At 73.6% G+C, this 24,675-nt stretch carries 18 protein-coding genes; 8 read left to right on the plus strand and 10 right to left on the minus strand.

All coding sequences use genetic code 11. The features are described 5' to 3' along the window. Nucleotides 1–63: 63 nt before the first annotated feature. Nucleotides 64–1,089: an SDR family NAD(P)-dependent oxidoreductase gene (locus tag WMF33_RS34270; RefSeq protein ID WP_437332566.1), complete on the plus strand. Its 1,026-nt coding sequence runs from the start codon at nucleotides 64–66 to the stop codon at nucleotides 1,087–1,089. A 135-nt stretch (nucleotides 1,090–1,224) separates the two neighbouring features. After that, nucleotides 1,225–2,667, plus strand: a complete 1,443-nt coding sequence (gene glmM / locus WMF33_RS34275; protein WP_437332567.1) for a phosphoglucosamine mutase — start codon at nucleotides 1,225–1,227, stop codon at nucleotides 2,665–2,667. Between the two features lie 352 nt (nucleotides 2,668–3,019). Here the strand turns inward: glmM and WMF33_RS34280 are convergent, their stop codons facing one another. Both WMF33_RS34280 and WMF33_RS34285 read right to left on the minus strand, forming a co-directional pair. Next, complete coding sequence (locus WMF33_RS34280; RefSeq protein ID WP_437332568.1) at nucleotides 3,020–4,021, minus strand: ABC transporter ATP-binding protein; 1,002 nt, start codon at nucleotides 4,019–4,021, stop codon at nucleotides 3,020–3,022. Then, the gene (locus WMF33_RS34285; RefSeq protein ID WP_437332569.1) at nucleotides 4,018–5,445 is read right to left on the minus strand and encodes a sigma-54-dependent transcriptional regulator; all 1,428 of its coding nucleotides are present in this window, start codon (nucleotides 5,443–5,445) and stop codon (nucleotides 4,018–4,020) included. The genes WMF33_RS34280 and WMF33_RS34285 overlap by 4 nt, the downstream gene beginning before the upstream one ends. Nucleotides 5,446–5,799: 354 nt before the next feature. Between WMF33_RS34285 and WMF33_RS34290 the strand changes: the two genes are divergently transcribed. The 5 genes from WMF33_RS34290 (at nucleotide 5,800) to aat (ending at nucleotide 12,782) form a co-directional block, all read left to right on the plus strand. After that, nucleotides 5,800–8,667 (plus strand): carboxypeptidase regulatory-like domain-containing protein, encoded by a 2,868-nt coding sequence (locus tag WMF33_RS34290; protein WP_437332570.1) that lies wholly within the window; start codon nucleotides 5,800–5,802, stop codon nucleotides 8,665–8,667. A gap of 86 nt (nucleotides 8,668–8,753) precedes the next feature. After that, nucleotides 8,754–9,506 (plus strand): hypothetical protein, encoded by a 753-nt coding sequence (locus WMF33_RS34295; RefSeq protein ID WP_437332571.1) that lies wholly within the window; start codon nucleotides 8,754–8,756, stop codon nucleotides 9,504–9,506. Between the two features lie 57 nt (nucleotides 9,507–9,563). Next, nucleotides 9,564–10,886 (plus strand): ergothioneine biosynthesis protein EgtB, encoded by a 1,323-nt coding sequence (gene egtB / locus WMF33_RS34300; protein WP_437332572.1) that lies wholly within the window; start codon nucleotides 9,564–9,566, stop codon nucleotides 10,884–10,886. Nucleotides 10,887–10,987: 101 nt separating this feature from the next. Beyond that, entirely contained in the window at nucleotides 10,988–11,989 is a 1,002-nt protein-coding gene (locus tag WMF33_RS34305) for a glycosyltransferase (RefSeq protein ID WP_437332573.1), read from the plus strand. A 70-nt stretch (nucleotides 11,990–12,059) separates the two neighbouring features. Next, nucleotides 12,060–12,782 carry a leucyl/phenylalanyl-tRNA--protein transferase gene (gene aat, locus WMF33_RS34310; protein ID WP_437332574.1) on the plus strand — a complete coding sequence of 241 codons (723 nt, stop codon included), beginning with the start codon at nucleotides 12,060–12,062 and terminating at the stop codon, nucleotides 12,780–12,782. Between the two features lie 81 nt (nucleotides 12,783–12,863). Here the strand turns inward: aat and rbfA are convergent, their stop codons facing one another. The 7 genes from rbfA to WMF33_RS34345 all read right to left on the minus strand — a co-directional run bounded on the left by rbfA (nucleotide 12,864) and on the right by WMF33_RS34345 (nucleotide 21,816). After that, entirely contained in the window at nucleotides 12,864–13,238 is a 375-nt protein-coding gene (rbfA, locus tag WMF33_RS34315) for a 30S ribosome-binding factor RbfA (RefSeq protein ID WP_437332575.1), read from the minus strand. Further along, nucleotides 13,235–13,630, minus strand: a complete 396-nt coding sequence (locus tag WMF33_RS34320; protein WP_437332576.1) for a DUF503 domain-containing protein — start codon at nucleotides 13,628–13,630, stop codon at nucleotides 13,235–13,237. Before WMF33_RS34320 ends, rbfA begins: the two co-directional genes overlap by 4 nt. A gap of 8 nt (nucleotides 13,631–13,638) precedes the next feature. After that, entirely contained in the window at nucleotides 13,639–16,779 is a 3,141-nt protein-coding gene (gene infB, locus WMF33_RS34325; RefSeq protein ID WP_437332577.1) for a translation initiation factor IF-2, read from the minus strand. 15 nt (nucleotides 16,780–16,794) lie between these two features. Next, nucleotides 16,795–17,964, minus strand: a complete 1,170-nt coding sequence (locus WMF33_RS34330) for a DUF448 domain-containing protein (RefSeq protein WP_437332578.1) — start codon at nucleotides 17,962–17,964, stop codon at nucleotides 16,795–16,797. Nucleotides 17,965–18,003: 39 nt separating this feature from the next. Beyond that, nucleotides 18,004–19,647: a transcription termination factor NusA gene (gene nusA, locus WMF33_RS34335; RefSeq protein WP_061622027.1), complete on the minus strand. Its 1,644-nt coding sequence runs from the start codon at nucleotides 19,645–19,647 to the stop codon at nucleotides 18,004–18,006. A 30-nt stretch (nucleotides 19,648–19,677) separates the two neighbouring features. Further along, nucleotides 19,678–20,310: a ribosome maturation factor RimP gene (gene rimP, locus WMF33_RS34340; RefSeq protein WP_437332579.1), complete on the minus strand. Its 633-nt coding sequence runs from the start codon at nucleotides 20,308–20,310 to the stop codon at nucleotides 19,678–19,680. 321 nt (nucleotides 20,311–20,631) lie between these two features. Further along, nucleotides 20,632–21,816, minus strand: coding sequence for a phosphoglycerate dehydrogenase (locus tag WMF33_RS34345; RefSeq protein WP_437332580.1), 1,185 nt, complete (start codon nucleotides 21,814–21,816; stop codon nucleotides 20,632–20,634). 22 nt (nucleotides 21,817–21,838) lie between these two features. Between WMF33_RS34345 and WMF33_RS34350 the strand changes: the two genes are divergently transcribed. Beyond that, on the plus strand, nucleotides 21,839–22,888 hold the full coding sequence (locus WMF33_RS34350) for an FG-GAP repeat domain-containing protein (RefSeq protein ID WP_437332581.1): 1,050 nt from the start codon (nucleotides 21,839–21,841) through the stop codon (nucleotides 22,886–22,888). Here the strand turns inward: WMF33_RS34350 and WMF33_RS34355 are convergent. Then, nucleotides 22,845–24,671: a hypothetical protein gene (locus WMF33_RS34355; RefSeq protein WP_437332582.1), complete on the minus strand. Its 1,827-nt coding sequence runs from the start codon at nucleotides 24,669–24,671 to the stop codon at nucleotides 22,845–22,847. The two genes, WMF33_RS34350 and WMF33_RS34355, sit on opposite strands and share 44 nt — an antisense overlap. Nucleotides 24,672–24,675: the final 4 nt, after the last annotated feature.

A 24,675-nucleotide genomic window follows, 5' to 3' on the forward strand; every position in this document is an offset into this window, starting at 1 on the left:
GCGCCGGTCTGGCACGGGCGATGCCGGTCCGGCGGCATGGCGTTCAGAAAGCGGCGTTCTCCGGTGCTCTTCCCAGCGGCGGCCCTCGGGGCGGCCGCGCTCGCGCGGACGGCGTTCCGCGCCCTGCGGCGGCTCGATCTGCGCGGCCGGGTCGTGGTCATCACGGGCGGCTCTCGCGGCCTCGGGCTGCTCCTCGCCGAGGAGTTCGGCCGGCACGGCGCCCGGGTGGCGATCGCCGGCCGCGACCCGGGGGCGCTCGAGCTGGCCGAGCAGCGGCTGCGGGCGCTCGGCGTCGAGGTGCACGCGGTCGCGTGCGACCTCGGCGATCGCGCCGCGGCCGAGGCGTTCATCGACGGCGTGGCGCGCGCGTTCGGCCGGATCGACGTGCTCGTCAACAACGCCGGCGTGATCCAGGTGGCGCCGATGCAGGACCTCCGCGTGGAGGAGCTCGACGAGGCGATGCGCTCGAACTACTGGAGCGCGGTCTACGCGACGCGGCGCGCGCTGCCGCACCTGGAGAAGCAGGGGCGCGCGGCGCGGATCGTGAACGTGACGTCGATCGGCGGGCGCGTCGCGGTGCCGCACCTGCTCGGGTACAACGCGTCGAAGTTCGCGATGATGGGCTTCTCGGAGAGCCTCCAGGCCGAGCTCTCCTACGGCAGCGCGCGAGGCCCGCGGGTCACGACGGTGATCCCCGGGCCGATGCGCACGGGGTCGATCTACAACGCCGAGTTCGGCGGCGACCCGCGGCGCGAGTTCGGCTGGTTCGGCCTGGCCTCGTCGATCCCGCTCGCGACGATCGACGCGCGGCGCGCGGCCCGGCGGGTGGTGGCGGCGGCGCGCGAGGGGCGCGCCGAGGTGAAGCTCGGGCTGTCTTCGCACCTGCTCAGCTGGGCGCACGGCGTCGCGCCGCAGATGACGGTGCGGCTGATGGGCCTGGTCAACGCGCTCCTGCCGGCGCCCCGCGGCGCCGCGGGGACGACGCGGGGGCGGGATCTGCGCGCGCCGGCGCAGGGGTCGGCCCTGCTGCGCCTGAGCAACGAGGCGGCGCGGCGCAACAACGAAGCGCCGCCGGAGGCGGCGAGGTGACGCGGTAGAGCGGAGCGATAGATAGATAGAGCGACGAACACGCGCCGCGGTCGCCGCGCCGGCAGTTGGCCGTAGGCTGTCTTGGCAAAGGTTGCTAAGGGTGGTCTCCTCAGCCCAAACCACGAGAGAGGGACCGTGCCGAAGCACACCAAGAAGGATCATAGGGAGGGCGCTCCGTCGGCGACGGGCGCACCGCAGCAGGCCTCCGCTGGGCGCAAGCTCTTCGGCACCGACGGGGTGCGCGGCGTGGCGAACCAGCCGCCGATGACGCCGGAGATGGCGCTGCGGCTCGGGCGCGCGATCGCCTTCGTCGCGAGCCACGGGAAGTCGCGGCAGGTGCGGGTGGTGATCGGGAAGGACACGCGGCTGTCCGGCTACATGCTGGAGACGGCGATCGCGTCCGGCGTGTGCGCGATGGGCGGCCGCGTGATGCTGAGCGGGCCGATCCCGACGCCGGCGGTCGCGCAGCTCACGCAGAGCATGCGGGCCGACGCCGGGGTGGTGATCAGCGCGAGCCATAACCCGTACCAGGACAACGGCATCAAGATCTTCGGGCCCGACGGCTACAAGCTGCCCGACTCCGCGGAGGAGGAGATCGAGCGGCTCATGGAGAGCCACGAGCTCGACGAGGCCCGGGTGGTGGGCTCGGCGATCGGCAGCGCGGTGAAGCTCGACGACGCGCGGGGGCGGTACGTCGTGTTCTGCAAGAGCACCTTCCCCACGGCGCTGTCGCTCGACGGCGTGAAGATCGTGGTCGACGCGGCGCACGGGGCGGCCTACCGCGTGGCGCCGTCGGTGTTCACCGAGCTCGGCGCGCACGTGACCGCGCTCGGCGTGAAGCCGAACGGGCGCAACATCAACCGCGAGACGGGCGCGCTGCACCCGGAGCACGTGAAGGCCGAGGTGCTCAAGCGGGGCGCGGCGATCGGCATCGCGCTCGACGGCGACGCGGACCGGGTGATCATGGTCGACGAGCGCGGCGAGGTCGTGGACGGCGACGCGATCATGGCGCTCTGCGCGCTCAGGATGCTGCGCACCGGGAAGCTGCCGCGGAACACGATCGTGACGACGGTGATGTCGAACCTCGGCCTCGAGCGCGCGCTCAAGGCGCAGAACGGGCACGTGGTGCGGACGGCGGTCGGGGACCGCTACGTGGTGGAGGCGATGCGGAACGGCGGCTACTCGTTCGGCGGGGAGCAGTCGGGGCACCTCATCTTCCTGGACCACGCGACGACGGGCGACGGGATCGTGGCGGCGCTGCAGGTGCTCGCGATCATGATGGAGGAGGACAAGCCGCTGAGCGAGCTCGCGTCGAAGGCGATGCAGCGGGTGCCTCAGGTGCTGGAGAACGCGACGTTCCCGACGCGGCTGCCGCTCGACAGCATGCAGCGGACGCGGGTCGCGGTGGATCGCATCGAGAAGACGCTCGGGGACAAGGGGCGCATCCTCGTGCGGTGGAGCGGGACGGAGCCGAAGCTGCGCGTCATGGTCGAGGGCGAGGACGCGTCGACCATCGGGGCGTACGCGCTCGAGATCATCGAGGCGGCCAAGCAGGACGTGGCGGGGGCCACGGCGTAGCCAGGGCTGCCCGGCCCCCGGAGAGGCGTCCGCTGGGCCTGCCCGGCCCCCGGAGAGGGTGTCCGCTGGGCGGGGTGGGGGCCCCGCCGAACTCGGCGGAGACATGGGCCATCCGGCAAGCCGGATGACCCATGTCTCCGCCTCAAACATCGGCCCATCCCCCACCCCGCCCAGCGGACACCCTCTCCGGGGGCCTACCGTTGTCCGAGGGATGCCCGGCGTTGGCTAGAGCGAAGGCCGCCCGCACAGGAGACGGGCCCAGATCGGCGTTTTCGGCGCGCAAGCGTGCTCCAGCACGCTGAGCACCGAAAACGTCGAGATGGGCCCGTATCCGAAGCCGGCGGCCTTCGCTCTACAGCGCGCGGCGCATGAAGAGGTCCTCCAGCGTCTCGCGGCGCGGCGTCACCTCGACCACCTGCGCGCCCGCGGCGAGCGAGCGCTGGAGCACCTCGCGCACGCGCGCCTCGCCCTCGACGTCGACCACCACGACGTCGCCGCGGCGCGTGGTCGCGAAGCCCAGCGCGCCGAGCTCCTCGAGGAGCGACTCGGGCGCGCCGGCCAGCATGACGTCGGTGCGCAGCACGTCGCCCCGGAGGAGCTGGCGGATCGCGCCGCTCACCACCACCTGGCCCTCGCGCAGGATCGCCACGCGATCGCACATCGCCTCGACGTCGCTCAGGATGTGCGTCGAGAAGAAGATCGTCCGGCCCTGATCGCGCTCCGCGAAGATGAGATCGCGCACCTCCTTGCGGCCCACCGGATCGAGGCCGCTCATGGGCTCGTCCAGGATCAGCATCTCGGGATCGGCGACCAGCGCGGCGGCCAGCCCCGTGCGCTGCAGCATCCCCTTCGACAGCCGGCGCACCTGCCGATCCGCGGCGTACGCGATCTTCACCTGATCGAGCACCTCCATCGTCCGCCGGCGCAGCGAGGCGCCGCGCATCCCGGACAGGCGGCCGCAGAGCTCCACGAACTCGCGCGGGGTGAGGTAGGGGTAGACGTACGGGTTCTCCGGCAAAAAGCCGATCTTCCGGCGCGCCTCGGGCGACGGGACGCGCGCGCCGAACAGGTACGCCTCGCCGCCGGTCGGGGCGATGAGGCCCGTCAGCATCTTGATCGTCGTCGTCTTGCCGGCGCCGTTCGGCCCGAGGAAGCCGAAGATCTCGCCGCGGCGCACGCCGAAGCTCACCCCCTTGACCGCCTCGACCGCACGCCGGCGCAAGAAGCCCACCCGGAACGTCTTCAGCAGGCCGCGGACGTCGATCAGCAGCTCGCCGCCCGGCGCCTCCCCGCCGGAGCGGGACGGCGCGGCGCGCTCGCCGCGCTCCTCGATGATCGCCTCGCCGCCGCTCACGCGCCCTCCTCGCCGTCGGGGCCCTCGCCCGGCGCGCCGTCCCCCGGCCGCGCGCGGCCGCGCGCCGTCGCCGCGCTGTACTCGTGCAGCTTGTACTGGATCTTGCGCGGGCTGATCCCGAGGATCGTCGCCGCCTTCGAGGTCGAGCCCTTGCACGCCTCGAGCGTGCGCAGGATCGCGTAGCGCTCCAGATCGTAGATCGTGCTCCCCGGCACGCGCGGCATCGCGTCGGACGCCTCGGCCGGCTCGGACGACATCTGCGCCGGCAAGTGCCGGGGCTCGATGCGCGCGCCGTCGCAGAGCACCGCCGCCCGCTCGATCGCGTTCTCCAGCTCGCGCACGTTGCCAGGGAACGAGTAGCTCGTCAGCGCCGACAGCGCCTCGTCCGTGAAGCCCTCGATCCGCTTGCCGTTCTCCTGGGCGTAGCGGCCCAGGAAGAACGTCGCGAGCTCGGGGATGTCGCTCCGGCGCTCGCGGAGCGGCGGGATCTCCAGGGTGACGACGTTGAGCCGGTAGTAGAGATCCTCGCGGAACAGCCCCTCGGCGATGCGCTGGCGCAGGTCGCGGTTCGACGCGGCGAGGATCCGCACGTCGACCTTCAGGGTCTCGTTGCCGCCCACCCGCTCGAACGTGCGCTCCTGCAAAAAGCGCAGGAGCTTCACCTGCGTGGCGAGCGGGATCTCGCTCACCTCGTCGAGGAACAGCGTGCCGCCGTTCGCCTGCTCGAAGCGGCCCTCGCGGCGGCCGACGGCGCCGGTGAAGGCGCCGCGCTCGTGGCCGAACAGCTCGCTCTCCAGGAGCGACTCGCTCAACGCGGCGCAGTTCAGCCGGACGAGCGGCGCCTTCGCCCGCGGGCTCGCGCGGTGGATCATCTCGGCGATGAGCTCCTTGCCCGTGCCCGTCTCCCCCACGATCAGCACGCTCGCGCGGCTCGGCGCCACCTGCTCGACCAGCCGGAGGAGCTTCACCATGCTCGGGTGGCTCGCGATCACGTGGCCGAACGCGTTGCGCTCGCGCAGCCGCTCGCGCAGCCGCGAGTTCTCCTGGAGCAGCCGCGCCCGCTCCACCGCGCGCTCGACCACCACCGCGAGCACCGAGAAATCGAGCGGCTTCGTCAGGTAGTTGTACGCGCCCTTCTTCACCGCCTCGACCGCGCTCGAGATGGTGCCGAACGCCGTCATGACGACGAACGTCGCGTCCGGCAGCGCGAGCTGCGCCTTCTCCATCATCCGGATGCCGTCGAGCCCCGGCATCTTCAGGTCGGTCAGGACCACGTCCGGCGCGAACTCCTCGAGCTTGCCCAGCGCCTTGAAGCCGTCGGCCGCGGTCTCGGTGGTGTACCCCTCCTCGCGGAGGATCTCGGAGAGCGCCGCGCGCGCGTTGGCCTCGTCGTCGACGATCAGGATGCGCCCCCGGGATGCCATGTTGATGGCCTTTCCTAGCATGCGCGCCCGCCGGATTGGGCAGCTGCGCGGCCCGGCCGAGCGGCGCCGGGGCAGCGGGGCGCCGCGGCCGAGCACGTTTGCGACCGGGTCGCCGGGCGCCGGAGCGCGCAATCCGGACGAGGCGCGACGAGGCGCGACGGAGGCCCGACGATCCGCGCCTCGCCGCGGTGAGGCCACACTTATCGAGCCCTGCGGCGCGGCTCGTCGGGGATCTGCCATCGACGAAAACCGCTGTTTCGTGGGCCGCCCGGGATGGTACAACGGGCCGCGCGCGAGGTCCCCACCGTCCCGATTGGCGGGCGTTTCCTTGTTCGATCTCGCGGATGAGGCTCGATGCATACGCTTCGGAAGGTGTTCGGCGACAGGCCCCGGCGCGCTGCGCTCACGGCGCTGCCGCTCGTCGGCTCGCTCACGCTCGCGGGCGCTGCCGAGGCGCAGCAGCCGCAGCCGCCCTTCGGACCTCAGCCGCTTCCGGGCCAGCCGGCGCCGCCCAGGCCGTTCGGGCCCGAGCCTCCTCCCGCGCAGCCCGGCCCCTTCGGCCCGCAGCCGGGCTTTCCGGGCGACGCGCCGCCGACCCAGTTCGGCCCCCAGCCGGCGCAGCCGGGCTTCGGCCCGCAGCCGGGCTTCCCGGGCGACGCGCCTCCGACCCAGTTCGGCCCGCAGCCGGGCTTCGGCCCGCAGCCGGGCTTCCCGGGCGACGCGCCGCCGCAGTTCGGGCAGCCGGGGCAGCCGCCGCCGGACGCGAGCTTCTCGTTCGGCGCGCAGGCGTCCGTCGGCGAGCAGGGCGCCCAGGCGAGCGCGACGGCGCCGCGCTCCACCGCGTGGGACGAGGAGGAGCGCGCGCTCTCGCTCACCGCGCAGCCGAACCTGTGGGGCTCGACGGGCCTCCTCAGGACGTCGTACGCGGGCTCGGGCGCGCCGGGCACCTTCCGGGTGTCGTTCCTGCTCGACTGGTTCTCGACGAGCGGCTTCCTCTGCGATCCGGCCGAGTCGACGCTCGCCGGCCACCCGATCACCTGCGGCCCCGACGCGCGGGAGGACTCGGCGAGCCACGTGGGGGCGCTCTTCGCGCTGAACGCGACCCCCCTGCCCTTCCTCGAGGGCTACGCGGCGATCCGCACGTTCGCGAACGCGAACGATCAGGGCCGCCCGCGGCTCTTGCAGGTGCTCGGCGACACGACGTTCGGCGTGAAGGCGTTCACGCCCCCGAAGATCGGCAAGCCGCTCACCTTCGGCGGCGAGGCGCAGCTGCTCCTGCTCAACGGCACGGGCGACGTCGGCCTCGCCGGCGGCGGCACGAGCGCGGTGTTCCGCGGGCTCGCGACGCTCGATCTGCGCAAGCCGCAGGGCAAGGGGTTCCCGCTGCGGGTCAACCTGAACCTCGGCTACAAGCTCGACAACTCCGGCCAGGTCGTGGAGGAGGTCGAGAAGGAGCGGGCCAAGGCGTTCACCGACGGGCGCGATCGGCAGCCGATCTCGCGCATCGAGCGGTTCGGGCTCGGCATCAACCGGGTCGACTTCTTCCAGACCCACCTCGGCGTCGAGGTGCCGCTGCCGAAGGTGCAGCCGTACCTCGAGTACACGCTCGACATCCCGGTGAACCGGCAGGGCTACGAGTGCCACACGAGCCGCGTGTCGCGCGGCGACGTCTGTCTCGGGCTCGACGACTTCGCGTCCCCGGACCCGCAGAGCCAGGGCGGACCGGGCTACGCCGCGGCGCCGTCGCGGCTGTCGCTCGGCGTGCGGGTGACGCCGTTCCAGAAGGCGTTCCGCGGGCTCTCCGGGCACGCGGCGTTCGACCTCGGGCTGTCGGCGACCTCTGTGTTCATCGAGGAGGTCGCGCCGCAGGCGCCGTGGACGCTGTACCTCGGGATCGGCTACGCCTACGACACGAAGCAGAAGGAGCCGCCGCCGGCCCCTGCGCCGCAGATCATCAAGGAGCCGCCGCAGCTCGTGCCCGCGCCGCAGACGTTCGCGCGCGGCTTCGTGCACGAGCAGAACCGGCCCGACGCGGCGGTGGCGGACGCGATCGTGACGATCGAGGGCGTGCCCCAGCCGCCGTACGCGACCGGGCCGGACGGCCGCTTCCTCACGCGGCACCTCGAGCCGGGGACGTACACGTTCAGCGTCCGGGCGAACGGCTACAAGCCGGGCACGTGCCAGGCGACGATCCTCGCCGGCGGCGCGGCGCCTGGGCAGCCGGGGCCGTTCGGCCCGCAGCCGGGGCCCTTCGGTCCGCATCCCGGGCCGTTCGGTCCGCAGCCGGGACAGCCTGGCGCCTTCGGCCCGCAGCCCGGTCAGCCGGGCGCCTTCGGTCCGCAACCCGGGCAGCCCTTCGGTCCGCAGCCGGGGCAGCCCGGCGCCTTCGGTCCGCAGCCCGGTCAGCCGGGCGCCTTCGGCCCGCAGCCGGGCCCGTTCGGCCCGCAGCCGGGGCCGTTCGGCCCGCAGCCCGGGCAGCCCGATCCTTTCGGCCCGCAGCCGGGGTTGCCCGGCGCCGGACCGAGCGGGGCGCCGCCGCAGGGGCCGACGTTCGTGGACGTCGACTGCTCGCTCGAGGCGCTGCCCAAGACGGGCAACGTCGTCGGGACGGTGAAGGACGCGGAGAGCGGGGACGCGGTCGCCGGCGCGACGATCCGGCTGACCGACGCGGCGGGCCGCGAGCAGACGGCGACGAGCGACGCGAGCGGCGCCTTCCGCTTCCCGGATCTGCCGGCCGGCGCGGTGACGCTCAAGGTCGAGGCGCAGGGCTACATGAACCACGTCAACCAGGCCGACGTCCGCACGAGCGAGGACACGCGCGCCGCGCTCACGGTGAACAAGCGGCCGAAGGTCTCGCTCGTGAAGGTGCAGGGCAACGAGATCAAGATCTCGCGGCAGATCCACTTCGAGACCGACTCGGCGAAGATCCTGGGCGACTCGAACGCGCTGATGGAGGAGATCGCGGACGTGCTCCAGCGGAACCCGAACATCCGCAAGGTCGAGATCCAGGGGCACACCGACAACACGGGCGGGCGCGAGCACAACCAGACCCTCAGCGAGGCCCGCGCGAACTCGGTGCGCGCCTGGCTGATGCGGGCCGGCGTGGACGGCTCGCGCCTCATGGCGAAGGGCTACGGGCAGGACCGCCCGGTCGCGCCGAACGTCACGCCCGCGAACAAGGCCAAGAACCGGCGCGTGCAGTTCATCATCGTCGAGAAGTGAGCCGGGCCCGCCGCCGGGCGGATCCGGCGCGCGGCCGCGCCTCGGCGTCGCTTGTCGGCGCCGGGGCGCTGCGATAGGGCACGCGCATGATGAAGCAGGTCGTCGCGGGCGCGCTCGCCGTGATCGCGGGGTGCGCGGCGCCCACGCCGGCGCCGGACGCCCGGCCCGCCGAGAGCGCCCGGCCCTCGTCGCCCGCCGCCGCCCCGACGGCGTCGGCGACGGACGCCGCCGGCGCGCCCGCGTCGTCCGGCGCGGCGCCGGCGCCGCAGCCGGAGGACGCGGGCGCGCCGTCGCCGACGCAGGACGGGGGCGCCAGCGCGGCCGCCGACGCGGCGGCGACGGACGGCGCGCCCCCGCCTGGATCGCCGCCGGCCGGCGCCGATGCGACCGCGATCGCGACGAACAAGATCCTGCCGCCGCTCGAGAGCGAGGAGCTCACGGCGCGGGCGAGGGCGCTGTTCGACGCCATCGTGAAGAACGAGCCGGCGCTGGCCGACCCGTTCTGGTTCCCCAAGGAGCCGTTCATCCCGCTCAAGGACGTGAAGGACCCCGGCAAGTACTGGGACAACCTCCACGCCGCCTACGCGAACGACGTGAAGGCGATGCACCGGAAGCGCAAGAGCTGGGAGGGCGCGCGGTTCGTCGGCTTCGAGGTCGGCTCCAGGCCGAAGTGGGTGCCGCCCGGCGACGAGGTCAACAAGATCGGCTATTACCGCTCGTTCCACGGCAAGCTGAAATACGAGCTCGACGGCAAGCCGGCGAGCCTCGACGTCCACACGATCATCTCGTGGCAGGGCCGCTGGTACATCACGCACCTCGGCGACTTCAAGAAGCGCTAGGCGCCCGCGCGCCGCGGCGGCATCTCTCGCGGAGACGAAGGACCTCAGGGGAGCGCGATGGAACAGGCAGAGCGCGTCGCGGGCGGGCTGAGGGCGCGGTACGACGCGGTCCGGGCGTTCACGGAGTCGCTCTGCGCGCCGCTCTGCGCCGAGGACTACGTCGTCCAGTCGATGCCGGACGCGAGCCCGGTGAAGTGGCACCTCGCGCACACGGCGTGGTTCTTCGAGGCGTTCGTGCTCGGCCAGCGCGCCGGGTACGCGCCCTTTCACCCGCAGTTCGGGTACCTCTTCAACTCGTACTACGTGACCGTGGGCGAGCGGCACAGCCGGCCGCGGCGCGGGGTCCTGTCGCGCCCGACCGTCGAGGAGACCTACCGCTACCGGCGCCACGTGGACGAGCACATGCGCGCGCTGCTCGACGAGATCGCCGCGGGCTTGCACCTCGAGCTCGCCTTCACGATCGACGTGGGGCTGCACCACGAGCAGCAGCACCAGGAGCTCCTCCTGACCGATCTGAAGCACGCGATGGCGCAGAACCCGCTGCGCCCCGCGATCTTCGGCGGCGCGCCGCCGGGGCGGCGCGGCGGCGCGGCCGGGGAGCTCCGCTTCGTCGAGCACGCCGAGGGCGTGCGCTGGATCGGCCACGGCGAGGGCGGGTTCGCGTTCGACAACGAGGCGCCGCGGCACCGCGTGTTCGTCGGCGCGTTCGCGCTCGCGGACCGGCCGGTGACGTGCGGCGAGTACCTCGAGTTCCTGCGAGACGGCGGGTACGCGCGGCCGGAGCTCTGGCTGTCGGGCGGCTGGGACGCGGTCGTGGCGAACCGGTGGGAGGCGCCGCTCTACTGGGAGCAGCGCGACGGAGGGCTCCAGCTGTTCACGCTGCGCGGGCTCCGCGAGCTCGACGCCGACGAGCCCGTCTGCCACGTGAGCCACTACGAGGCCGACGCCTACGCCCGCTGGGCAGGCGCGCGGCTCCCCACCGAGGCCGAGTGGGAGACCGCCGCGCAGGGCGCGCTCGCCGCCGCGGGGGAGGTCGCCGGCGGCGCCGCGCCGGGCGAGGCGGCGCTGGAGGGGAACTTCGCCGAGCGCGGGCGCTATCACCCGGAGCCCGCGGGCGCGCCGCCGCAGCCGGGGGCCCCGCGGCAGCTCTTCGGCGACGTGTGGGAATGGACGTCGAGCGCGTACGCGCCCTACCCCGGGTTCCGCCCGTGGCCGGGGGCGCTCGGCGAGTACAACGGCAAGTTCATGAGCAGCCAGCTCGTGCTCCGCGGCGGCTCGTGCGCGACCCCGGCGACGCACCTCCGCGCGACGTACCGGAACTTCTTCCCGCCGGACGCGCGGTGGCAGATGAGCGGCATCCGGCTGGCCCGCGACCTCTGACCCGGGGCCGCCGCCGGCGGCGCGCGCCCTTGCCGTGGACGCCGCGCCGGCGGCGCGCCCTTCCTGTGGACGCTGCGCCGGCGCGCCGCCATGGTCCCGGCGTGGCGCCGCTCGTCTCCGTCTTGCTCCCGTACCGGCAGGCGGAGGCGACCATCGAGGAGGCGCTGGAGAGCGTGCTCGCCGAGCGCGACGTCGACCTCGAGGTGATCGCCGTGGACGACGGCTCGACCGACGCCGGCCCGGCCACGGTCGCGCGCCTCGCGCGGCGCGACCGCCGCGTGGTCCCGGTCGCGACCGGCGGCGTGGGCATCGCGCGGGCGCTCGCGCGCGCGGCCGAGGCGGCGCGCGGCGAGCTCTTCGCGCGCATGGACGGCGACGACATCTCGGTCGGCGGGCGCCTCGCGCGCCAGGCCGAGGCGCTCCGGCGGGATCCGCGGCTCGCCGTCGTCGGCACCCGCGTGGAGGCGTTCGCGGCCGGGCCGGTCGGCGAGGGCATGCTCCGCTACGTCGACTGGCTGAACTCGATCCTCACCCCCGAGGATCACGCGCGGGAGATGTTCGTGGAGTCCCCGCTGTGCCACCCGTCGGTGATGCTGCGGCGGAGCGCGCTGGAGCAGGTCGGCGGGTTCCGGGAGGCCCCCTGGGCGGAGGACTACGACCTGTGGCTGCGCCTCGACGCCGCCGGCGCGCGGATGGCGAAGCTCCCGGAGCTCGGCCTGCGCTGGCGGCACCGCGAGGGCCGCGCGACGTTCGCGGATCCGCGGTACGCGATCGCGCGGTTCCTCGAAGCCAAGGCGCACTACCTCGCGAGGAAGCTGGGCGCGGCGCGCCCCGTGGCGGTGTGGGGCGCGGGCAAGACGGGCAGGCGGCTGGCGAGGGCGCTCGCCCGGAACGGCGTGAGGCCGGAGCGGTTCGTCGACATCGATCCGCGCAAGATCGGCCGGATCGCGCAGGGGGCGCCGATCGTCGATCCGTCGCGGCTCTCGCGGGGCGCGCAGACCGTCGTCGTCGCCGTGGGGGCGCGGGGGGCGCGCGCGCTCATCCGCGAGCACCTCGCCGCGCGCGGCTTCGTCGAGGGCTCCGACTATGTGTGCGCCTCCTGAGCACACGGCGCGCGCGCGGGGCGCCTCTTTGCAACCGCGTGCTCCGGTGGGAGGATTCGATCCCACAGCGATGCGCGTCCCGGTGCTCACGAGCAAGCTCGACTTTCCCCCGCCCGAGCGCGCGACCCCGGAGGGGATCGTGGCCGTGGGCGGCGAGGCCTCGCCGGAGCGGCTCCTGGCCGGCTACCGCCGGGGCATCTTCCCGTGGCCCCACGAGGGGCTGCCGCTGCTCTGGTTCTCCCCGGATCCGCGCTTCGTCCTGCCGCCGCGCGAGGCGCACGTCCCGCACTCGCTGCGCAAGCGGGTGCGCCGCGGCGGGATCGAGGTGCGGACCGACACGGCGTTCGCGGACGTCATGCGGGCCTGCAGCGCGACGCCGCGGCCAGGGCAGGACGGCACGTGGATCACCGAGGAGCTCATCGGCGGGTACACGGCGCTGCACGCCGCCGGGGTGGCGCACAGCATCGAGGCCTGGTCGAACGGCGCGCTCGTCGGCGGGCTCTACGGCGTGTCGCTGGGGCGGATGTTCTTCGGCGAGTCGATGTTCGCGCGCGCGCCCGACGCCTCGAAGGTCGCGTTCGCGACGCTGCTCGGGAACCTCGTCGCCTGGGACTTCGCGCTGGTGGACTGCCAGGTGTACACCGACCACCTCGATCGCTTCGGCGCCGTCGAGTGGCCGCGGCGCGAGTTCCTCCGCGCGCTGAAGACGGCGCTCGACGCCCCGACGAAGATGGGGCCGTGGCGCTTCGACCTCGAGCCCGCGCAGGCGATCGAGCGGCTCGTCTCGCGGTGATCGCGCCCGAGCCGCGCGCCGCGCCGTCCGAGCCACGCGCCGCGCCGTCCGAGCCGCGCGCCGCGCCGCCGGGCCCCGGCGCTACGAGCGGCCCTCGCCCGCGTCGTCCTTGATCTCCCGGAGCAGCTCCTCGATCCGCCGCTCGGCGTCGGGGCCCTCGTCGTAGAAGAACCGCAGCGTCGGCACCACGCGCAGGCCCATGGTGCGGGCGACGTCCCTGCGCAGCCGGCCGGACGCCGCCTCCAGCCCCTTGAGCAGGGCGCGGCGGGACGCCGCGTCCTCCGCGCCGAACTCGTGGCGCACGTGGACCTTCGCGCTCTGCAGGTCGTCGGTGATCTCCACGCGCGACACGAGCACCCCGGCGATCCGCGGATCGCGCAGCTCCCGGAGCAGGTTGGACAGGTCCTCGCGGAGCCGTTCGGCGACCCGCGTCGCCCGCTTCACCGTGCCGCTCATTCGTCGTCCTCTGCGTCCTCGAACCTGTCCGAGGCCGCTCCCAGATCATCTTCCCCGCGGCCGAGCGCCTGCTCGATGCCGCCCTGCACCCCCGCTCCCCCCTCGCCGAACGGCACGATCTCCGTCGCCCGGTCGGTGAGGACGGCGTGGGGCAGCGACCCGGCCATCGCGGCCACGTCCGCGAGGACCCGGTCGCACATGGCCGCCGAGTTCGAGACGACCGCGACGCCGAGCGTCGCCCGCCGCGGATCGTCGAGCACGCCGACCTCCGCGATCGACACGCGCATCCGGCTCTGCGCCCGCTCCTTCAAGGAGCGCACCACGCTGCGCTTGTCCTTGAGGGAGCGGGCCCCGACGATATCGAGGCGGAGACGGAGGACGCCGACGAACATCTACGGGCTCAGAGCTTCGTCTTGACCTCTTCGATCTCGAAGCTCTCGACGATGTCCTTCTCCTTGATGTCCGAGTAGCCGTCGAGCGAGATACCGCACTCGAACCCCTCGACCACCTCTTTCACGTCGTCCTTGAAGCGGCGCAGCCCCGAGAGGCGCCCCGTCCAGATGACGACGTTGTCCCGGATCAGGCGCGCCTCGCCGGTGCGCTTCACCGAGCCGTTGATCACCATCGAGCCGGCGACCGTGCCCGCCTTCGTGATCTTGAAGACCTGGCGGACCTCGGCGCGGCCGAGGACCTTCTCCACCTTCGTCGCGGGGAGGAGACCCTCCATCGCGCTCCGGATGTCGTCGACGGCGTTGTAGATGATGTTGTAGAGCCGGATCTCGACGCCCTCGTTCTCGGCCAGCGCGCCGGCCTTGCCGGCAGGCCGGACGTTGAAGCCGACGATGACCGCCTTCGACGCGACCGCCAGGTTGACGTCGCCCTCCGTGATGCCGCCGACGGCGCCGTTCACGATGGTGACCTTCACCTTCTCGGTCGAGAGCTTCGCCAGCGCGTGGGTGATCGCCTCGACCGAGCCCTGCACGTCGCCCTTGATGATCAGCTTGAGCTCGAGCTGATCGGCCTCCTGCAGGTTCTTCGTGATCGACTCGAGCGAGACGCGCGAGTCCTGCGGGATCAGCGTCTTCGACGCCTTCTTGCGGCGGGTCTCGGCGATCTCCTCCGCGGTCTTCCCGTCCTTGACGGCGTGGACGGGATCGCCCGCGCTCGGCACCTCGTTGAGGCCGAGGACCTCGACGGGCGTCGCGGGGCCGGCCTCGGCGACGGAGCGCCCGAGCTCGTCGGTCATCGCCCGGACCTTGCCCCACGCGGCGCCGGCCAGGAGGATGTCGCCCGTGCGGAGCGTGCCGTCCTGGACCATGACGCGCGCGACCGGGCCGCGGCCGCGATCGAGCAGCGCCTCGATGACGGTGCCGCTGGCGCGCTTCTTCGGGTTGGCGCGGAGGTCCTGGACCTCGGCGAGGAGCAGGACCGACTCGAGGAGCTGGTCGATGCCCTGCCCCATCTTCGCCGACACGCTGCAGAACATCGTCTCGCCGCCCCACTCCTCGGGCTGCAGCCCGAGCGCCGCGAGGTCGCGCTTGATCTTGTCCGCGTCGGCGCCCGGCTTGTCGATCTTGTTGACCGCGACGATGATCGGCACCTTCGCGGCCTGGGCGTGCGAGATCGCCTCCTTGGTCTGGGGCATGACGCCGTCGTCGGCGGCGACCACCAGGATCACGATGTCGGTCAGCGACGCGCCGCGGGCGCGCATCGCCGTGAACGCCTCGTGGCCCGGCGTGTCGAGGAAGGCGATCGTGCCCCGCTGCGTCTCGACGCGGTAAGCGCCGATGTGCTGGGTGATCCCGCCCGCCTCGCCCTCGGCGACGGTGGCCTTCCGGATCCGGTCGAGCAGCGACGTCTTGCCGTGGTCGACGTGGCCCATGACGGTGACGATGGGCGGACGCATCTCGACGTCCTCGTCGGCGTCGACCCCGGCCTGCATCGCCGCGGTCAGCGTGTCCTGCTCGCTGACGGCCACGTCCTCGACGCTCCAGCCGAACTCGCTCGCGAGGATCTTCGCCGTGTCGGCGTCGAGCGTGCTGTTGATGTTCACGCCCGTCATGCCCATCGACAGGAGCCGCATGAGCACGTCGGTGGCCTTCAGGCTCATCTTCGCGGCGAGCTGCTGGAGGGTGACCTGCTCCTCGATCTTGATGACCTTCTTGTGCGAGGCCATCTCCTGCGTGGAGACCTGGACCGGCTTGCGCGGCAGCGCGCCGCCCCCCGGGCGCTGCCGCCCGAAGGTCCCCGGGCGAGCGTTCCGGCCGCCGGGCATGGACCGGCCGCCCGGACCGAAGCTGGGGCCGCCGGGGCGCGCCTGCTGGGCGTTGGCGCGCGGATCGTAGGTCGTGCGCCGCGCCGGCGGCGTGCCGGTGCGGGCGGCGGGCATCGTGACGCCGGGGCGCCCCTGCCACACCTCGATGCCGGTCTTCGGCGGCGAGGACGGGCGGCGCGGCGCCTGGTTCGCGGGCGCCGCCTCCTCCGGCTTGGCCGCGGTGGCCGCGGGCGCGGACGCCGGCGGCTGCGTCGGCCGCGCGCCGGGGCGGGCCGCGGACTGCGCCGGAGCACCCGGCCGCTGCCCCGCGGGGGGCGGCTGCGTCGGCCGAGAGGCCCCCTGCGCCGGAGCGGGCGCCGGCGCCGAGGGCGCAGCCTGCGGCCGGGCCTGAGCAGGCGCCGCGGCAGGCGCGGGCGTCGCAGCAGCCGCGGGCTTCGCCGGGGCCGGCGCGGGCGCAGCGGCCTGCGCCGGGGCAGGCGCGGCGGGCGCCGCGGGAGCGGCCGCTTGCGCCGGAGCCGGCGCAGGCGCCGCGGGAGCAGCCGCGGCGGGCGCAGGCTCGGGCGCCGCGGTGGGCGCGGGCGTAGCGGCGGCGGGCGCCGCCGCAGCGGCGGACGGCGCCGCAGCGGCGGTGGGCGGAGCAGGCTTCGGCTCGGGCGAGGTCACCTTCGTCTCCTCCGCGGGCGCGGGCGCGGACGCCGCGACAGACGCGGGTGCTGCGGGAGCGGGAGCCGCCGGGGGCGGCAGCGCTTCCGGCGCGGGGGGCGCAGCCGCGACGGGCGGCGCTGCCGGGGCAGGCGCGCTGGGCGCGGGCGCGGGCGCAGGCTCGCGCGGGGTCGCGGCGACCACCGGCTCGGGAGCCGGCGCCGGGGGCGCTGCGACGGGAGCGGCGGGCGGCGGCGGAGCGGGGCGACGGACCGGCGCTTCCTCCTGGGCAGCGCGCTCGGGCGGCGGGGAAGCCGGAGCGGACGCAGCCACAGGCCGAGAGGGCGCCGGCTCCGGAACGGCGCGCACGGGCGCCTCGGCCGGCTCGGGCTCAGCCCCGGGCCGGGCGCGGCGCTTCACGACGGTCGGACGGATCCGCTCCTCCACCACCTCAGGCGACTTCTGTCGCTCGAGGTGCCGCTTAACCCGCTCGACGACGTCGGACTCGACGGCGCTCATGTGGTTGCGCACGTCGCCTATACCCATGGACTGGAAGAGCGCGACCAGCGTCTTCTGGTCCATGTTCAGCTGCTTGGCGACCTCGTAGACCCGGACTTTGCTCATGCACCTCGCTCCACGTTAACCAATCCGCCTCACCCATCCGCGCGGGCGACGATTTGCGGCCACTCTGTCCACCGTCGAGGCGCGTCCGGTAGAACCGGACATCGCCGCCCTGCCCCCGACCGCGCCGCCTTCCCCGGTCCCCGGCGCGGTTGCAAGAAGCCGACCGGACCCACTTTCTGACGCCAACCGCGCCTCGCGGCCAGCAAGCTCGCCCGATGGGCTGCCAGGTTGTCCCCCGCCCCCCTCGGACGCCGGCCGAGCGGAAGGCCTGGGGTGCTCGACGTCCACCCCCGCCCTCCCCCGGCCGCGGCGAGGCGCCGGGCCGGCAGGGCCGGGCGCGGCCTTCTGCGGCTCGGGGCTCCCGCCCTCCTCGGATCGGGCAGCCGCGTTGCGCGAAGCCCGCCCCTTTCGACCGGAGCCGCCGCGCCCGCCCTCCGCGGGGCCCTCGCCCCGCTCGATGCGGGCGCAGGTGTCCACGACGTGCGCCGCGTGCGCGACGGCGGCGGCGATCGAGGGCGAAGAGATCGCCATCACCGCCACGCCGCGCTCGCGCGGGCCGCCCACCAGGGAGCCGAGCACCTGCTTGCTGCCCCATGCGACGGCGCGCCCCTCTGCGATCGCCCGCCGCACCTCCGGCAGATCCGCGCCTGCCGCCGCGTCGCACGCGACCAGCACGAGCGCGGCCTCGCCCCGCTGGCACGACCCCACGACCGCATCGGCGCCGACCGCCACGCCCTGGGAGCGGACGGCCGCGCGGATGAGCCCCTGGAGCCGCCGCTCCGTCGCCTCCCGGATCGCCCGCGCCAGCGAGACGGTCGTGAGCGGCTCCGGCCCGGGGGCGGCCGGCTCGCCGGCGCGCTCGTCACCCGTGCCACCCGTGCCGCCCGGGCCGCCCGGGCCGGCGGTCCCCATGATCGCGTGGACCCGCCCCTTCGCGGCGCGGGCGAGGCCCCGGGCGACCGCGGCCGCCAGGCAGTCCCGCTGCGGATGCACGTGCGCGCCCCGCCCGAACCCGCCGTCGCCCGGATCGACCGCGATCACGCCGCCGGGGCCGAGGATGAGCCGGACGAGCGGACGGGCGCCGCGGGCGTCCTCGACGCCGACGCGCTCCCCACAACCGACGCACGTGCGCATCCGCCCCTTCTCGAAGGGCTCGCGCTCACCCGCGTCGCTCTGTCTGCTCACCGCTGATTCCATCCTTGGCCCTCTGCGCTGCCCCACTCCTTACGCGTGCCTCGCCTCCGCCGCACGGCGGATGTCCGCCCGAGCTGCATCGAGCACCTTCTGCTCGCTCTCGACGAAGTCCCGCGCGCCCTGCTTGATGGCGCGCGCCTTCTTGATGCCGAGGCCCGTGCGGATCGCCAGCCGATCCTCGTCCTCCCGCAGCACGTCCTCCACGCTGCGGTACCCGGCCTCCTCCAGCAGCACCACCGTCCGCTCGCCGACGCCGCGGATGAACATCAGCCGCTCGCGGTCGGTGAGCGGCTCGGTGCGCGAGCTCGCGGAGCGGATGCGCTCCTGCCGCAGCCGCTCCATCGTGGTGTCCGCCTGCGACTTGATGCGCTCGGCGGCCTCGGCGCCGCCGAGGCCCGGGATCGCGGCGAGCTCCTCGACCGACGCCTCGCTCACCTCCTCCAGCGCCCGGAACCCGAGGCGGTACATGGACTTGGCGATCTGCTCGGTCACGCCGTCGATCTGCTGGAGGGCGGAGATCGCCTCCTCCTCCATCTGCTTGAACTTGGTCTCGCTGATGATGTCGAGCTTCCAGTTGGTCAGCTGCGCGGCGAGCCGCACGTTCTGGCCCTTGCGCCCGATCGCGAGCGACAGCTTCTCGTCCGGGACCACGAGCTCCATGCGCCCGTCGGCCTCGTCGACGATCACCTTGTGCACCTCGGCCGGCTGGATCGCGGCGATGACGTAGCGCGCCGGATCCCGGTCGAACGGCACGATGTCGATCTTCTCGCCGCGGAGCTCCTGGACCACGGCCTGCACGCGCGAGCCCTTCATGCCCACGCACGCGCCCACCGGGTCGACGTCGGCGTCGCGGCTCGTCACCGCGATCTTGGAGCGGGCGCCCGGCTCGCGGGCGACCGACACGATCCGCACGATGCCCTCGTAGATCTCGGGGACCTCGGCCTCGAAGAGCTTCTCGACGAGCCGGGGATCGGAGCGGGAGAGGATGACCTGCGGGCCGCGCGCCTCGCGATCGATGTCCTTCACGTACGCGACGATGCGGTCCCCCGGCCGGTACGTCTCGCGCGGCGTCTGCTCGCGGAACGTGAGCACCCCCTCGGTGCGGCCGATGTCGACGATGATGTTGTTGCCCTTCTCGAACCGCCGCACGATGCCGCGGATGAGCTCTCCCTTGCGATCCTTGTACTCGTTGAAGATGAGATCGCGCTCGGCGTCGCGCACGCGCTGGAGCAGGACCTGCTTCGCCGTCTGCGCGGCGATGCGCCCGAAGGTCGTGCGGCCGTGCTTGAGCTTCAGGATGTCGCCGTACTCCTTGTCCTGATCGCGCGCCTTCTCCGCGTCCTCAGGGCGCCAGAAGACCTGGAAGCCGAGCTCCTCGCCCAGGGTCGCGTCCAGCTTGAGCTTGTCCACGTCGTTGATGGAGATCTCGCGCTCCGGCTCCGTCACGGCCTCGACCACGGTCATGTACTGGAAGAGATCGATCTGCCCGGTGTCCTCGTTGAAGCGCGCCTCGAGCTCGCGGGTCGGGCCGAAGACGCTCTGCGCGGCCTTCAAGATCGCGGCCTCGATCGTCTCGACAAGGATCTTCTTGTCGATCCCCTTCTCCTTCGCGACCTGATCGAGGATGCTGCCGAGGCTCGTCTCCGAGGTCGGCATCGCTGCCATCGTTGCCATGACGTCCCTGTCTCCTGATCTTTCTTCTCTCTACTTGCGCTTCTCGGAGCCGCGCTCGCTCCGCCCGGAGGCCGATCCCGGAGCCGCCCCCGTGGACCGCCTGGCCTGCCCCGACTCCTTAGCGGTCTCCTTGCCCTGCCGCTGCCCCTTCTTGGGCTTGGGCTGCGTCGTGAGCTCGAAGACGAGGCGCGCCTCCACGACATCCGAAAACGGCACCTCGATCCGCTTGCCGTCGACCAGGACCGCGACCTGCCCCTCCGGCGCCTGAAGGAGCTCGCCCCGGAGCAGCCGCTGGCCGTCCGGCGCGGGGCGCGACAGCTTCACCTTGGCCGTCTTGCCGACGAAACGGGCGAACTCGGCCGGGGTCCGCAGCCGCCGGTCGAGGCCAGGAGAGCTGACCTCGAGGTTGTAATGGTTGGGTATGAGGTCCTCGACGTCGAGGACCGAGGAGACGTCGCGCGACACGTCCGCGCAGTCCTCCAGCGTGACCCCGCCGCCCGCGTCGGCCGACCCCTCGCGCTCGATCGTGATCCGCAACGTCCAGCCCGCCCGCTCGGTGGTCCACTCCAGGTCGACGAGCGTCACCCCGTGCGAGGCGAGCACCGGCGCGACCGCGTCGCGAACGCGGCCGAGATCGAACGCGGCTCTGGTCGTAGGCTCCATCGGTTGCGGCATGTGAGAGACGTCACCCTCGGCGGATCCGGGACCTTCCGGCGCCATGAGCCCCGAGCGACGGTGCCCGGCGCCCCTGCGCCAAAAAAAAAGAGCCGATTCCCGAACTGGGAATCCGGCTCGCGGATCCGCCTAGTTGTCGGCGGACAACCTAGTCGAATGCGGGCCTTCATGCAAGGGGGGATACGGGCAAACCGCTCCTGCATTCGCCGGGGATCTCCCCGCCGGTTCGTCTCCCCGCGTCGCGCGCCGTCCGTCGCCCGTCGCCCGCCTTCGGGGCCGCGCCGCGTCACCGCCGGGAGGCGGGCCGCCTTACGCCAGATTCGGCAGCGCGACGATATCCACGTGCAGGACCTCCTCGAACGCCGCGATCTCCTTCAGGCAGGCTTCGCTCGGCCGGCCGGTGACCCGCATCTTCGTGCACGTGGCAGTGGCCCCCTCGAAGACCGTATTCGAGATCTCCTCGATGTTGATCCCGTGGCGTTTCATGACGCTGAGCGTGTTCGCGAGCACGCCGACCTTGTCCAGCATCCGGACGACGACCGCGTAGCGCGCGGGCGAGGTCGCGCAGATGTTGACCACGTTGGGCAGGTCCGCCTCCGTCAAGAAGGCGCGGATGATCCGGGCCGTCTCGAGGGCGACCGCGCGCTGGGCCTGCTCGGTCTGCGCGCCGACGTGCGGGGTCCCGTAGACGAGCCCCCGCCCGAGGAGGTGCGACTCGAACGGCGCCGAGCCCTTGTCGGGCTCGCTGGCGAAGACGTCGAGGCCGACCCGCAGCCCCTTGCGCGGGATGAGCTCCTCCAGCGCGGCGTAGTCCAGGACCTCGGGGCGCGCGGCGTTCACGACGATGGCGCCGTCGGGGAGCGCCTCGAGGACGCTCCGGCCGACGATGCCGCGCGTCTGCGGGGTGGCCGTCAGGTGGATCGTGAAGATGTCCGAGCGGGCGGCCAGCTCCTCCAGGGTCCGGGCGTAGCTGACGTCGAGCTTGGCCGCGCGGCCCGGGGTCAGCGAGCGCGACCACGCGTGCGGCTCGAGGCCGAAGGCGCGGGCGCGCAGCAGCACCTCGCGGCCGATCGCGCCGAGCCCCGCGATCCCGATCCGCCGGCCGAACAGGCCGCGGGCCGCCGAGTACTTCGTCTTCTCCCAGCGGCCGGCCCGGAGCTCGGACGTCGCGTCGACCAGGCGGCGATCGAGCGCGAGGATGAACGCCATCGTCAGCTCCGCGACGGCGGTCGCGTTCTTGCCGGGACAGTTCGCCACGTAGATGCCGCGCGCGCTCGCCGCCGCCACGTCGATCGTGCCCACGCCGACCCCGGCCCGCACGATCAGGTTGAGCTGCCGCCCGGCCTCGATCGCCTTCGCCGTGACCTCCGTCGAGCGAACGACCAGAATGCCGACCCCGTCCAGGGCCGCCGGCAGGGTGTCCCGGGTGAGCTCCGGCCGGGACTCGATCTGGATCCCGAGCACCTTGAGCTCTTCCAGAGCCGAGAGGTCCATCTTGTCGGCGACTAGCAGGCGCATGCGGAAGGGAACGGTAACAGAAAAGCTCTCGCTGACGACGTGCGTTCTGGTCGCCGCCTGCGTTGCCGCCTGCGCGAGCGATCATCAGGTTTCTCCCTGGGGCGCCGCGCGCAGGCCGCACCTCGCCGCGTACGTCGCGCCCCCCGACCTCGAGGCCCACCTGCGCGCCATCGACGTGGAGGCCGCCGAGCTCGGGCTGACGCTCGAGGTCGAGCTCCGCGGCGCGCTCCGGCGCCGGGGGGGCGAGGTGGTGCTGCGCGGCTACGGCGGGAACGACGCGATCGGGCGCCGCACCTCGGCGGTCCGCGTGGCGACCCCGCGCGGCGTGGTCATGGCCGCAGGGCCCCTCGACAGCGGGCGCGCGGACCGCAGCCAGGCGACCCAGCTGATACCGTCGCTCCTCCCGGGCTCGGAGCCCGACGCGACCGAGCAGCTCGGGGCGTTCCGCTCCGGGACCGATCTCAACCGCGATGGCGCGCCGGACGTGGTGCTCAGGAACGAGGCGGGCGCGCTGGAGATCTGGGCCGTGCAGCCGTTCGGCGCGGGCAGGTACGCCGTCGAGCTCGCGGCGCCGCCGCGGTTCGCGCTCGACGTCGACCACGATGGCACGCTGGAGCTCGCCGGCCGGATCGCCGTGGCCGAGGGGGATCCCATCGCGCCGGATCTCCTCGACGTCGCGGGCTTCGAGGGCGGTCGCTACACGCATCGCGGCGGCGCGGCGCGGGCGTTCCACGCAGCGCGGGCGGGAGGCTCGGGCGCGGGCGGCCAGGGCAAGCCGAAGGAGCCGGAGAAGGACGACGCCGCGCGGCTCAGGGGCGCGCTCGAGCGGGCCTGGCACGCGCTGCTCGCGGGCAGGCCGGCGGCCGAGGCGCTCGCGGCGCTCGACCGGGAGCCGGTGCCGCCCGCGCTCCGGGAGGCGTTCGCGGCGCACCGCGCGCGGGTGGCGGGCGCGGCGCCGGCGTCCCCGGGGGGCGCGCCGGCGCAGGAGGGGCCGCGCGGCGCGCCTACTCGTCCGCAGGGAGCATCGGAAACGCCTGACCGAAGGTGACGAGGATGTCGCCCGGGAGCGCGTCGGGCTCCCGGTAGCCGCGCGTGAGCGGGAAGCCCCAGTCGGCGCGCATGACGACGCGGTTGAGCTGCGGGAAGAGGGCCCGGAGCCCGAAGCCCGCCGACTGCTTGAGGCGCAGCTCGCCGTAGCCGTCGAACGCGTCGCCGGCGTCGAAGAAGGCGGCGCCCGCGATCTGGCACGACCAGATCTCGACCGGGCGCGTGCGGAGCTCCAGGTTCGCGGAGAGCACGTCCTCGCCGATGAACGCCGCCGTCGGGTACCCGCGGAGGCGCGTGTCGCCGCCGAGCTGCGACCTCCGGTTGAGGTAGTTCCGGTAGCGGTCGAGCAGCCGCACGTCGAACACGAGCCGCCCGAGGCCGAAGCTCGGCGTGTGCACGCGCGCGCGCGCCTCGATCGAGGCGTCGAAGATCTGGGAGCGGTCGAACTCGGTGATCGTCTTGATCACCGCGCGCGCGAGGCCGTCGCCGAGCGCGACGGTGTACGCGGCCGCGGCGGAGACCCCGAGGAAGCTCCGGGTGGAGTTGAGCGCGGTCGTGACCGGGTAGATCAGGATCGAGAGCTCGTGCCCGAGCCGGTAGTCCTCCTGCAGCGCGAGCGTGTTGAAGTCGAGCACGCGCGAGAAGCGGGTCGAGTACGTGGAGTACTTGAACGTGGGCGCGACGCGGGTGTCGCTCACCGGCATCTCGCTCGCCTCGAACTCGGCGATCGCGGCCGGCGCGACGCCCGCGGGCGCGTCGAGGCGGTAGACCCTGCGGCTCGCCTCGATGCCCACCGAGACGTCGTGCTTCACGGTGGAGCCGGCGCCGCCGGGCGCGCCGCGGCCGCCGAAGCTGCGCGTGACGGCGTAGCCGCCCACCAGGATATCGCTGCGGTAGCGGTACGGGATGTCATCGTCGTCCGGCGTGGCCGCCGCGTCGAAGGTGGCGAGCCTCGTCCCGATGAAGCGGCGCGTCACCTCGTCGCGCCAGGAGATCTCGGCGTCCCAGGCCCACTCGGCCTCGGTCGCGTAGAGCGGCTGCCCGTACACGAACGCGCCGCTCGAGCCCTCGAGCGCGCCGGTCTCCCGCGAGACGATCGCGTTGAGCTCGGTCCGCAGCCGCACGTGGCTGCCCCCGATGCGCGGCATCGCGTAGGCGACGCCGAGCGAGAGCGCGCCGGGATCGAGCGTGAGCTGCGCCGCGACGGCGTGGTGGATGCCAAACAGGTTCGTCTCGGCGGGCTGCAGGAAGAGGTACTCGAGCTTCCCCCCGGCGAAGCGGTAGTTCGAGTTGAGGCGCAGGCTCCAGACGTCCTTGGTGGCGACCGCGACCCGCACCCGCCCCGGCGCGCTGCCCCGCACGGCGAAGATGAGGACGAGCGAGACCTGGCTCAGGCCGCGCAGGTTGCGCGCGGACTCGTCGGCGAGCGCCTGCTCGTAGGGGCGCCCGACGGCGAGGAGCACCTCGCGCCGGATGACGTACGGCCGCGAGAGCACGTGGAACCAGTTCAGGAAGGACGGAGCGGGATCGCGGTCCTCGATCACCTCGTACGGGACCACGTCGATCCCCTCGACGATCTTGCCCTCGGGCGTGGGATCGAGCGTCGCGCCGAGACGCGCCAGGGTGCGCTCGATCGTGGCGCGCTCGTAGCTCGAGTAGCCCTCGAGCTGCCGAGGCGCGGCGTCAGCGGCCGACGCGCTCTGCTGCGCGTGCGCCGCGGTCGCGAGGAGCGCGCCGAGGAGCGAGGGCGCGCAGCGCATCAGCACGATCGATGCGCGCCGCACGAGC

Origin of the sequence: Sorangium sp. So ce394 (genome assembly GCF_051474665.1) — a bacterium.
Lineage (GTDB): Bacteria > Myxococcota_A > Polyangia > Polyangiales > Polyangiaceae > Sorangium > Sorangium cellulosum_D.